General features: G+C 35.3%; 10 protein-coding genes. 6 read left to right on the plus strand and 4 right to left on the minus strand.

Annotated features, from left to right (window positions below; translation table 11 throughout):
• The first annotated feature begins 853 nt into the window (after positions 1-853).
• The 5 genes from thrS to IEV15_RS09750 all read left to right on the plus strand — a co-directional run bounded on the left by thrS (position 854) and on the right by IEV15_RS09750 (position 4,857).
• Entirely contained in the window at positions 854-2,803 is a 1,950-nt protein-coding gene (gene thrS / locus IEV15_RS09730) for a threonine--tRNA ligase (protein ID WP_188362338.1), read from the plus strand.
• A 105-nt stretch (positions 2,804-2,908) separates the two neighbouring features.
• Positions 2,909-3,370, plus strand: coding sequence for a translation initiation factor IF-3 (infC, locus tag IEV15_RS09735; RefSeq protein ID WP_229734133.1), 462 nt, complete (start codon positions 2,909-2,911; stop codon positions 3,368-3,370).
• A 119-nt stretch (positions 3,371-3,489) separates the two neighbouring features.
• The gene (gene rpmI, locus IEV15_RS09740) at positions 3,490-3,687 is read left to right on the plus strand and encodes a 50S ribosomal protein L35 (RefSeq protein WP_091398482.1); all 198 of its coding nucleotides are present in this window, start codon (positions 3,490-3,492) and stop codon (positions 3,685-3,687) included.
• Positions 3,688-3,837: 150 nt separating this feature from the next.
• Positions 3,838-4,182, plus strand: coding sequence for a 50S ribosomal protein L20 (rplT, locus tag IEV15_RS09745; protein ID WP_188362339.1), 345 nt, complete (start codon positions 3,838-3,840; stop codon positions 4,180-4,182).
• 117 nt (positions 4,183-4,299) lie between these two features.
• Positions 4,300-4,857 (plus strand): hypothetical protein, encoded by a 558-nt coding sequence (locus IEV15_RS09750; protein WP_188362340.1) that lies wholly within the window; start codon positions 4,300-4,302, stop codon positions 4,855-4,857.
• A 12-nt stretch (positions 4,858-4,869) separates the two neighbouring features.
• On the opposite strand, the gene IEV15_RS09755 is transcribed toward IEV15_RS09750, so the two are convergent.
• A complete protein-coding gene (locus tag IEV15_RS09755) occupies positions 4,870-5,715 on the minus strand; it encodes an isoaspartyl peptidase/L-asparaginase (protein WP_188362341.1) in 846 nt (281 codons plus the stop codon).
• Positions 5,716-5,806: 91 nt separating this feature from the next.
• On the minus strand, positions 5,807-6,679 hold the full coding sequence (locus tag IEV15_RS09760; protein ID WP_188362342.1) for a cyanophycinase: 873 nt from the start codon (positions 6,677-6,679) through the stop codon (positions 5,807-5,809).
• Positions 6,680-6,999: 320 nt separating this feature from the next.
• Here IEV15_RS09760 and cphA point away from each other — a divergent pair, with 320 nt between their 5' ends.
• Positions 7,000-9,624, plus strand: a complete 2,625-nt coding sequence (gene cphA / locus IEV15_RS09765) for a cyanophycin synthetase (protein WP_188362343.1) — start codon at positions 7,000-7,002, stop codon at positions 9,622-9,624.
• A gap of 80 nt (positions 9,625-9,704) precedes the next feature.
• Here the strand turns inward: cphA and IEV15_RS09770 are convergent, their stop codons facing one another.
• The gene (locus IEV15_RS09770; RefSeq protein WP_229734134.1) at positions 9,705-10,949 is read right to left on the minus strand and encodes an asparagine synthetase B; all 1,245 of its coding nucleotides are present in this window, start codon (positions 10,947-10,949) and stop codon (positions 9,705-9,707) included.
• A 97-nt stretch (positions 10,950-11,046) separates the two neighbouring features.
• Positions 11,047-12,591: a replicative DNA helicase gene (gene dnaB, locus IEV15_RS09775; protein WP_188362345.1), complete on the minus strand. Its 1,545-nt coding sequence runs from the start codon at positions 12,589-12,591 to the stop codon at positions 11,047-11,049.
• Between the last annotated feature and the right edge of the window lie 2 nt (positions 12,592-12,593).

Here is a 12,593-nt window from a genome sequence, read left to right on the forward strand (position 1 = left end):
TTTCTATAGCTTTTTAATCACAGTTTTTGTCGCTTGCGGAGGGCAAAGATAATACTCTTTTGCTTCTCCTACCAAATCTTTTTTCAGATTTTTTTAAACTCCATTTTAACTCAGAACGTCGCTCTCATTGCGGGTGCAAAAGTAGTACTCTTTTTGGGCTTTCCAAATCTTTTTTAATCTCTTTTGCAATCTTTTTTTTAATGCGTTGGTTATGAGATGGAAATGGAAAAAGTTTTTTTGTTCAGGTTAGGGTTGCGAGTTCGAGAAGAACTTTATTCTCTCAGAAAGCACGGAAAAGGATTGCTACGCACTATTTAGTTTTTGCCACTAAGAAAGAAAGACACGAAACTTAATTAGCTGAGATTGCTTCGCCAGTTCGCTTACGCTCGTGTCCTACGGAATGAACTGTGACTTGAAAATGGGCTTGAAAACTACTTCGCTGTAATGGATTGGGCCGATGGGTTTGTTGCTTCTAAGTAGCAGCACTATTTAGCACTTACTTATAACTGGCTCATTATCGTACTAAAGAGGTGTATTTTCTGTATTTAGGTTACTATATACTTACTATATTGTTACAATACACTTACATTATAATTACTACAATTGTGATTATACCTAAACTATTCTATACCTTTGCTCTTTATAATCGCTTTGGGTAAAAGCAACTTACTCTTTATATTATGGCTAGACAGAAGGTCTTCTTATAATTGACGTGAGAGGACGAAGAAAGAGTGGGAATAGATAGCGAGAAATAGATCTCAGTAAACTCTTCAAAATGTTGTTTTAATATTACCTATATATATTGTGTGGGATTTTGTAATCTTATATATTTGCAGTCCATAAAAATTTAGGCATGATAAAAATTAGTTTACCTGACGGTTCGGTTAAGGAGTTTGAGAAGCATTCAACTCCGATGGATGTTGCGAGAAGTATTAGTGAAGGTTTGGCGAGAAATGTGATTTCTGCGTCGTATAGCGGCACTATTGTGGAAACGACGACGGAATTGACCGCGGATGGTTCACTCCTATTATATACGTGGAATGACAAGGAGGGTAAAAAGGCTTTTTGGCATTCGACTTCGCACGTGATGGCTCAAGTTTTGGAGGAGCAATATCCGGGCATTAAGTTAACGCTTGGTCCGGCGATTGATAATGGGTTTTATTATGATGTGGATTTTGGTGATACAAAAATTACAGAAGCCGATTTTAAAGCCATTGAAGACCGGGTTTTAGAAGTTTCAAGAGAGAAGCATGAGTTTAAAATGCGTTCGGTTTCGAAAGCGGAGGCTTTGGAAGTATATAAAAATAATGAGTATAAGACGGAATTGATTTCGAATTTAGAAGACGGAACGATTACGTTTTGTGATCATGCTAACTTTTTTGATTTGTGTCGCGGTGGTCATATTCCAAATACGGGATTGATTAAGGCGATGAAAATCATGAGTGTGGCAGGTGCTTATTGGCGTGGTGATGAAAAGAACAAGCAGCTGACTCGTGTTTACGGCATTTCGTTTCCGAAGCAGAAAGATTTGACAGAGTATTTGGAATTATTGGAAGAAGCCAAACGTAGAGACCACAGAAAGTTAGGAAAAGAGTTGGATTTATTTGCTTTTTCACAAAAAGTGGGTCAAGGTTTACCGTTATGGTTGCCAAAAGGAGCTGCATTGCGTGATCGTTTGGAGCAATTTTTGAAAAAAGCTCAGAAAAAAGCAGGTTATGAGCAAGTGGTAACACCACATATTGGTCAGAAAGAATTATATGTTACTTCGGGACATTATGCAAAATATGGTGCTGATAGTTTTCAGCCGATACACACTCCGGCAGAAGGCGAAGAGTTTTTGTTAAAGCCGATGAATTGTCCGCATCACTGTGAAATTTACAACACAAGACCTTGGAGTTATAAAGATTTGCCAAAGCGTTATGCTGAATTCGGAACTGTATATCGTTATGAGCAAAGTGGTGAATTGCACGGATTGACAAGAGTTCGTGGATTTACACAAGATGATGCCCACATATTTTGTACACCTGAACAATTGGATGCCGAGTTTAAAAATGTAATTGACTTAGTGCTTTATGTTTTTGGTTCTTTAGGGTTTGAAAATTTTACTGCTCAGGTTTCAGTTAGAGATCTAGAAAATCCTGATAAATATATTGGCAGCGTTGAAAACTGGGAAAAAGCCGAAAATGCCATTATTAGTGCGGCTCGTGATAAAGGATTGAATTATGTTATTGAAAGTGGTGAAGCTGCTTTTTACGGACCGAAATTAGACTTTATGGTGAAAGATGCTTTGGGCAGACAATGGCAATTAGGAACAATACAAGTAGATTATAATTTACCGGAGCGTTTTGAATTGAATTATAAAGGAGCAGACAATGAAATGCACCGTCCTGTGATGATTCACAGAGCACCATTTGGTTCAATGGAACGATTTATAGCAATACTACTGGAGCATACAGCAGGAAATTTCCCACTATGGTTAATGCCTGAACAGGCTATTATATTGAGTTTAAGTGAGAAATATGAAAATTATGCCAAAAAAGTTTTAAATCTGCTAGAAAATCACGAAATTCGCGGCCTGATTGACAACCGCAATGAGACAATTGGGAAGAAAATCAGAGAAGCAGAGGTGAGTAAAATCCCTTTTATGCTTATAGTTGGTGAAGAAGAAGAAAAAAACAATACAATTTCTGTACGACGACACGGTCAAGAAGGAAAAGGAAATATCACATGTACAATAGAAGAATTTGCTACTATTGTAGATGAAGAAATAAAGAAAACATTAAAAGAATTTAAGTCTAACTAAAACTTTACAGTCATAGCAATTAGAAACAACAGGGGTTATCAACCCAGAGTAGAAAAAAAAGCGGCACACAGAACAAATTCAGAAATTCGTGTACCAGAAGTTCGCTTGGTAGGAGAAAATATTGAACCGGGAGTATTTAAAATTGGTGAAGCCTTACGATTGGCTGAACAATTTGAAGTAGATTTAGTTGAAATTTCTCCAAACGCAGAACCGCCAGTATGTAAACTTATGGATTATGGTAAGTTTATCTACGAGCAAAAGAAGCGTGAAAAAATGCTCAAAGCTAAATCGTCTCAAATTGTTGTCAAAGAGATTCGATTTGGACCTCAGACTGACGAACATGATTATGAGTTTAAGAAAAAGAATGCTGAGAAATTCTTAAAAGAGGGAGCCAAATTAAAAGCCTTTGTGTTTTTTAAGGGACGTTCTATCATTTATAAAGAACAGGGTCAAATTCTTTTATTACGTTTGGCTCAAGATTTAGAAGAATATGGGAAAGTAGAGGCTTTACCTGTTCTTGAAGGGAAGCGAATGATTATGTTCATTGCTCCGAAAAAGAAGAAATAAGTTCCTAAGAAACTGAGGTTCTGAGTTACTGAGAAGAATAAATCTCAAACACTTAACTTCTTAGCTATTAGAAACTAAAAAAAGTAAGTAAGTTGAATCACAAATAAATTTGGGAAATTATGCCTAAAATGAAAACAAAATCCAGTGCTAAGAAGCGATTCAAAGTAACTGGCTCTGGAAAAATCAAGAGAAAGCACGCTTTTAAAAGTCACATTTTGACTAAAAAATCTAAAAAGCGTAAGTTAGCTTTAACTCATTCGACTTTGGTTCACAAAACCGATGAGAAAAGCATTAAACAACAATTAAGAATTATATAATTAGTGATTAGTAACTAGTGATTAGTAATTAGTCATTGGTGCTTCATTAATTAATTCTTTAGGTTAAAAATTATTTAATAACCTTGGAGTATGGCCGATAAGTTCCCTTGATTAAATTCGGGACGCCTGCTACAAAAAAACAAGAAAATTATGCCAAGATCAGTAAATTCTGTTGCTAAAAGAGCACGAAGAAAAAAAGTATTAAAGCAAGCCAAAGGTTACTTTGGCAGACGTAAAAACGTTTGGACGGTTGCTAAAAACGCGGTTGAAAAAGCCATGGTTTATGCTTACCGTGATAGAAGACAAAACAAAAGAAACTTCCGTTCGTTATGGATTATGCGTATTAACGCAGGTGCAAGATTGGAAGGAATGAGTTATTCTCAATTTATCGGAAAAGTAAAATCTAACGGTATCGAATTGAACCGTAAAGTGCTTGCTGATTTAGCAATGAATCATCCGGAAGCTTTCAAAGCAATTTTGAATAAAGTAAAATAAACGTTTTTTAAACCCGATTTTAACTTACTTATATATAAAAGTGTTGTCTTTTCAGGCAGCACTTTTTTATTTGTATTATATTTATACAAAATTAATCTTTTCATTAAACTCAAAGGTATGTTTCGAATTGTATTAGGCTCTCTTTTAGTGATAGTAACTATGCTAGCGGTTCCTTCTGTGGAAAAAGCTTTGTTCTACTTACCCTTAGTATTTGCTTTATCTGTTAGTTTACCAAATTTAGATAAATTAAAAACAAGTCGTCCATTGGGTATACTCTTAACTTTAGGTCAAAGTTATTTAGTTTTCTTGGGATTAGCAATTGTCATTTATTTCTTTGACGAATGGTTAATTGCTATTTCATCTGAAGAAATTACAGAATATGAAGGAATTATAATGATAACCATTGGCGGATATCTTGCAGCATTGTTATTGTTTTACTTTCATTCCTTTCTATTTAAAGTAAATAATTTGAAATTTAGTTTTTTGGCAATTACAACATGTTATGTGTTGGTAGTTATTGTAATGTTGGTTTTCTCTAAAAATGATTACTTACAGTTTGGAGTAGAAAAGTTTCCCTCCTTTTTAATCTCGTGGTGTATTTTTATGAGTTTAGCGTATAGTATTTCACTAAACAAAGACGTTTTTTTATCCAAAACAAAATTGAAGCAAGGTTGAAATTTGAGTTAGTTATTTAAAAACCTCTTCTTTTTCCCCATCAAAACTTGCAAAAACCATTGAAGGATGTGAATCTTGATGGTACATATTTCCCTTTTTATCGATAGCAATTGCTCCTGCAAAACCATCAAAGGGTTTGAGTTCGTTAAATGTTTTTTCAAATGCTGATTCTAATGAAAAACCATCTGTTACGCGAGTTACTATTTTTGTAGCCACTGCCCCACTCACAATATCTTCGCCAACACCGGTTAAACTAACGCCACAAAACTCGTTAGCATAATTTCCGGCAACGGTTGCAGAATCAGAAATACGACCCGGAATTTCAAAACCTTTACCTCCGGTTGAAGTCGCTACAGCAATTTTTCCATTTGAATCTAATGCTACACAACCCACAGTTCCCGTTCGGGTTGCTTCTAATTTGGCTTCATATTCCGCTTTTCGTTGAGGGATTTCAGTTGAAAACTTTTCAAAACCGTGTTTTCTGGCAAAATTTGTAGCTCCACTACCACCTAAAATTCTATCGTCAACATTCATTAAGACTTCAGCAACTTGAATAGGGTTTTTTACCTCTTCAATATTAATTACACCACTCATTTTCATAGAAGTCCCGTCCATCAAAGCAGCACTCATTCTGATTTTACCATCACTTTGAATTTGGGAACCGATTCCTGCATTAAACAATTCATCATCTTCCAACAATGACACAGCATAAACCACTGTTTCTAAAGCAGAATGTGTTTTTAAATAGTCATATGCCTCTTTTACAATTTGAAGTAACGCTTTTTGCTTGGCGATTTTCGTTTCGAGATTGGTTGATGATTCTGAGAAAAAACCTCCGTGGATAATTATTTTTGACATAATCGAATATTATAAAAGAACACAGATTAAAGAAATTTTTAAAATTTATATAATTTCTTCAATCTGTGTTCCGAAAAATTTATTATTATTATTATACGTATTGTGACGAATGAATGTGCATTTTGTATGTTTCTAAATTAAACGTATCATACATGCTCATTACATGGGTTACTAAATGATTGATAGAAACGGGTTGTCCTAATTCTACTTGTGTAAGATTGGTATCTTTTATTTCGCGACCATCAACTAAAATCACAAGTCCGGAACCAATTGCTTCCATATTACTATTGTTGGTAATTAATAGTCCGGTGTCCTCCCCTAAACCAATTCCCAGCACTTTCGGATTTCCAACGACCGCTTGAAATAATCTTCCTATTCGGCCTCTTTGCACAAAATGGGTATCGATTATCACGTCATCAATTAAGCCTAGTCCGCTTGTTATTTTTACTTCTCCTTTTAATAAAGCTTCATGACTACTGCCTTGATAAATCATATTGTTGGAAGCCGCAGCAGCACCAGCAGATGTTCCGGCATAAATGAAATCTTCATTTTTGTATTTATCTAATAAAATATCATGAAATTTTGTTCCACCCAAAATAGACGACAATCGCAATTGATCACCTCCGGTAAACATCACTATATTGGCTGCGGTTAATCTTTCTAATACTTCCTTATCATTGGCTTGTTCCCTCTTTTCAATGTGTAATACATCTACATTGGAAGCATTCAAATAACGAAAGGCTTTAGCATATTCAGGACCCACTTCACGAGGAATTTTAGAAGCAGTAGTTACGACTTCAATTCTTGAATTTTCTTTATATTTAGATTCTTCGATGATTCGTTTGATGATTCCTTTTTCAAAAAAATTCATATTTTTTGAAACGTCTCGATCAAAACTTGATTCTGTAAAACTTCCCTTGTCTACAGCACCTCCAATAATTATTAATTTTCCTTTGCTATTCATTTGGTAAAAATAGCAAAAACTTAAAATTATACAATGTATTTTATTTGAATTTAAACGAATAAAAAAGGGACTTAAAACTATTCTACATCGGTTTAAAACTTTTGCGAACCCTTATCAATTGTATCAAACTATCCGTTATAAAAAATATTTTCAGTATAAAATTCTGAAAATCAATCATTATTTTCAATTATAGTAGTTAATTCAATTAAAAATCAGAAAACCAAGCAAAAAAAGTGTTTTAGTAAAGCAAATATTCCTTATTTTTAACAAATCCATTACACATTACAAAACATTACTCAATTAATCAATTTTTCTGATTTATGAAAATATTAAAAATTCAAGCTCTTCGTGGTCCAAATATTTGGAGTGTTCAACGCAAAAAACTCATTCAAATGCGTCTCGATTTAGAAGAGATGGAACAATATCCTACCAACAAAATTGACGGTTTCAGAGAACGATTGGAAGCTATGTTTCCAACTATGATAGAACATCGTTGTTCTGAAGGAGTTCGAGGAGGTTTCTTTATGCGTATAGAGAGAGGCACTTGGATGGGGCATGTTATTGAACATATTGCTTTAGAAATTCAAACTCTAGCGGGTATGGAAACCGGCTTTGGCAGAACTCGTGAAACCAAAACCCCCGGAATTTACAATGTAGTTTTTAGTTATACGGAAGAAAATGTAGGGATGTTTGCTGCGGAAAGTTCGGTTAGAATTGCCGAAGCTTTGATTGCCGGAACCGATTATGATTTGGAAGCCGACATTCAAAAAATGAAAGAAATCAGAGAGCGAGTTCGACTGGGGCCTTCAACCGGAAGTATAGTTGAAGAAGCTGTTTCGAGAGATATTCCGTGGATTCGATTAGGAACAAATTCCTTAGTTCAGTTGGGTTATGGTGTAAATCAGATGCGATTTCAAGCTACAATTACTTGTAAAACGAGTAATATAGCTGTAGATATTGCATGTAATAAAGAAGAAACTAAGCGAATGTTAGAATTGGCTTCCATCCCCGTTGCCAGTGGTTCGATTTGTGTTGACGAAGAAGATTTAGAACTCACCATTAAAAAAATTGGATATCCCATTGTAATCAAGCCTTTGGACGGTAATCATGGCAAAGGAGCTTCCATCAATGTTGTTACTTGGGAAGACGCTGTTGAGGGTTTGGCACACGCAAAAAAATTCAGTAGAAGGGTTATAGTTGAAAAATTTATAACCGGTTTTGACTTTAGAGTTTTAGTAATTGACAACAAGTTAGTTGCCGCAGCCAAAAGAGTTCCGGCTCATGTTTTAGGTGACGGCAAGCATACCATTCAAGAACTCATTGATATAACCAATAAAGATCCGAGACGTGGTTATGGCCATGAAAATGTGTTAACAGAAATTACTGTTGATAGAGATACAACGGATTTATTGGAAAAATTAGGCTACACCCTTGAAACCATTCCCAACAATGGTGAAACCGTTTATTTAAAATCAACTGCCAATTTAAGTACAGGAGGAACTTCTGTAGATGTCACTGATATGATGCACCCTGAAAATATCTTCTTAGCGGAACGTATTTCAAGAGTCATTGGATTGGATGTATGCGGTATAGATATTATGGCAGAAAATTTAACGCAACCCTTAAAAGAAAATGGTGGTGTCATTTTAGAAGTAAATGCGGCACCCGGTTTCAGAATGCATTTGGCACCATCAGAAGGATTACCAAGGAACGTTGCAGCTCCGGTAATTGACATGCTTTATCCTCCCGGAAAGCCAAGTCGAATTCCGATTATCGCTGTAACAGGAACAAATGGTAAAACGACCACTACCCGATTGTTAGCTCATATTGTAAAAAACAATGGTTATAAAGTAGGATTTACTACCTCTGACGGAATTTATATCCAAAACCACATGTTGGAAAAAGGAGATACAACCGGACCCATAAGTGCTGAATATATTTTAAAAGATCCAACGGTGGAGTTTGCTGTTTTAGAAACTGCCAGAGGAGGCATTCTAAGATCGGGGTTAGGATTTAGCCGCTGTGATATTGCTATCATAACCAATATTAGAGAAGATCACTTGGGATTGAATGACATAGACACACTTGATGATTTGGCACGTGTAAAAGCCGTTGTTGTTAGAAGTGTCAAAAAAGACGGTTGGGCCATTTTGAATGCGGAAGATGATCAATGTTTAAAAATAGCCAATGATTTAAGCTGTAATATTGCTTATTTTTCGATGGATGAAGAAAATCCGGTTGTAAAAAAACTAAGTAGAGAAGGTAAGATTGTAGCGGTTTATGAAAATGGCTTTATAACCATCAAAAAAGGCGATTGGAAAATTAGAATTGAAAAAGTATTACATATTCCGTTGACTTTGGGAGGGAAAGCTAAATTTATGATTCAGAATGTTTTAGCTGCAACATTAGCTAGTTATTTGTATGGATTTAAAACGGATGATATCAGTTTGTCGCTTCAAACATTTATTCCGAGTGTGGCTCAAACTCCGGGAAGAATGAACATTTTTGAATTTAAACGATTCAAAGTAATGATTGACTTTGCTCACAATCCGGCTGGATATTCGGCTATTGAAGATTTGTTGAGTAACATTGAAGCCACCAGAAAAATTGGAATTATTGCCGGTGTTGGCGACAGAAGAGATGAAGACATAAAAGATTGTGCTGAAATTGCAGCGAGAATGTTTGATCACATTATTATCCGTCAGGAAAAACATTTACGAGGCCGAACCGAACAAGAGATCATAGATTTGATTTTGGAGGGCATTCAAAAAGCGAACCGACCAGTTACTTATGAAATCATAACTAAAGAAATTGAAGCCATCAAACATGCTATCAATATTGCTGATGAAGGCACCTTTATAACGGCTTTAAGTGATGTTGTTACTAATGCAATTGATATTGTTCAAGAATATTTGGACAAAGAAAATGAAGAGAGTTTGAATTGATTTTACATTCATTTTTAAACTAAAAAATCCAAAATCAATTGAATTATGATTTTGGATTTTTTAGTTCTTATTAATTTATTTTAGGTTTTCTGTTTCTTTTTCTTAGCCGCAGGAAACAAAACATTATTTAAAATCAAACGATATCCCGGTGAGTTGGGATGTAAATCTAATACCGTTGGTGCATCCCCTACCAAGTGTTGGTAATCTTCAGGGTCGTGGCCTCCAAAGAAGGTAAACATTCCTTTTCCTTTGGTTCCGTGGATGTATCTTGCTTCGCCATTGTATTTGTTTTCGCCCATAATCAACACATTAGATTTGATTAAATCGGAATCAAATGAAGTGGTTTGCCCCATAAAGCCTTTCACTAATTGTGTATGATTTTGACATAACATAGTTGGAATCGGATCCCACTTTGCGGAATATTCCATCAAAGTGAAATAATCTTTTTCCATTGGAATTTTACGTTTGGTAGTCATGTCAATATCTGAAAACTCATAAATAGTTGGTCTTCGTTCCAGAATAAAATCCTTGAATGCAAATGTTTTGGAATAATCAATTTTCGATTGGTAATTGGGTTCACTTTCATCGCCATCAAACATGGGTTCGCAAATATCTACACCATCGGCAGACAAAGCAATATCAAAGCTATCGGTAGCCGAACACATGGCAAACATAAAGCCGCCGCCAATCACAAAATCTCTAATTTTTTTTGAAACCGCTAATTTGGCTTCAGAGACTTTAGAAAAACCTAATTTAGTTGCCAAAGTTTCAGCTTCTTTTTTTTGTTCAATGTACCAGGGTGCATTTCTATAAGCTCCAAAAAATTTACCATATTGACCCGAAAAATCTTCATGATGTAAGTGCAACCAATCATAAAGTAACAATTGGTCGGAGAGTACTTCTTCATCATAAACAGCTGTAAAAGGAATTTCCGCATAGGTCAAAACTAAAGTAACGGCATCATCCCAAGGCTTTTTCCCTTTAGGTGTATAAACTGCAACTCTGGGTGCTTTTTCTAAAACAACAGCCTCCATGTTTTGCGATGGACTATTAATTTCTTCAAGAATGGAATTGGTTTGACTGTCTGATAAAATTTCAAAACTCACCCCTCTTATTTGGCATTCTTTTCTGATTTCTTGGGCATCGGGCAATAAAAAAGAACCCCCTCTATAATTAAGTAACCAACTCACTTTATAATCTTGTTCTAAAGCCCAAAAAGTTATTCCATAAGCTTTTAAATGATTTTGCTGTGTCGTTTCATCCATTGGCAACAAAATAAATGAAGCTTTGGCATTGAATGACAAAATCAGAAAAAGTAGTAGCATATAGTTTTGAATGAAACGCATCGCCTTTTTTATTTCAAAGATAACTTTTTTAATGTGAAGAAAATGATAAAAAAAATCCGCTTTCGCGGATTAACTCTTAAAATGGCACTTCACTATCATCGTCATCATTGTTGAGATTGCTTCCAAAAGCCTCATTGGCACTTGGTAAGTTTTTCGTGATGAATGGAGCGTCATCTAAATTCATTTTTGAAGGCAAGTCATTATAACCTGACGTAAAATCATCTAAATTGTCAAATTTTCCTAGGTTTCCGATGAACTTTAATCGTATATTTTCCAAACTTCCGTTTCTGTGTTTAGCGATAATAAATTCTGCTTGTCCTTCTGTTGGCGATTGTTCATCGTCATCCCATTCGTCAATTTTATAATATTCCGGACGGTAAATAAACGAAACGATATCGGCATCTTGCTCAATTGCACCCGATTCACGTAAGTCAGACAAAAGAGGTCTTTTGCTAGAGCCACGAGTTTCTACGGCACGTGATAACTGAGACAATGCGATAACCGGAACATTTAATTCTTTAGCAAGAGCTTTTAAATTTCGGGAAATGGTTGAAATTTCCTGTTCTCTGTTTCCGCCACCTTTTCCGCCGCCGCCGGCTGTCATTAATTGGAGATAATCGACAATAATCAATTTGATTCCGTGTTGTGAAGACAAACGTCTGGCTTTTGCACGAAGGTCAAAAATCGATAGGGATGGTGTATCATCAATATATAGAGGTGCTTTTTCAAGGTTTTTAACCTTTACACTTAATTGCTCCCATTCGTGTTTTTCTAATTTTCCGGTTCGTAATTTTTCAGAAGACAATCCGGTTTCAGAAGAAATCAAACGTGTAATTAACTGAACAGAAGACATCTCCAGCGAAAAAACAGCTACCGGTTGATTGAAGTCAATAGCCATATTTCTGGCCATGGAAAGTACGAATGCGGTTTTTCCCATACCCGGCCTAGCCGCAATAATAATCAAATCACTAGGTTGCCAACCTGAGGTCACTTTATCCAGCTTTTCAAAACCGGTTGCAACACCGCTTAAACCATCTTTATTTGCAATTTCTTCAATTCTTTTTTTAGCTTGAATGACCAAACTTTGAGCAGTCTCTGAACTTCTTTTAATATTTCCTTGCGTTACTTCATAAAGTTTTGACTCAGCTTTATCTAATAAATCAAAAACATCGGTAGTTTCATCATAAGATTCTTCAATAATTTCAGAAGAGATTTTAATCAAACTACGTTGAATGTATTTTTGAAGAATGATTCGTGAGTGAAATTCAATGTGAGCCGAAGATGCAATTTTTTGAGTAAGTTGAATCAAATAAAAATCGCCCCCTACTAAATCTAACTTTGCATTCTTTTTTAATTGAGAAGAAACGGTTAATAAGTCAATTGGTTGTGTGTCGGTGAACAGTTGAACAATAGCTTCAAAAATATATTTATGAGCTTCTTTATAAAAAGCATCGGGTTGTAAAATATCAATTACCTCATCTACGCCTTTTTTGTCAATCATCATTGCTCCCAACACCGCTTCTTCAAGGTCTAAAGCCTGTGGAGGTAACTTCCCTTTTTCAAGATGTATAATCGTAGTTTTATCTACTTTTATCGGGTTAATATTTCTTAAATTTTCCATGA

The sequence above is a fragment of the Flavobacterium orientale genome, assembly GCF_014638005.1.
Lineage (GTDB): Bacteria > Bacteroidota > Bacteroidia > Flavobacteriales > Flavobacteriaceae > Flavobacterium > Flavobacterium orientale.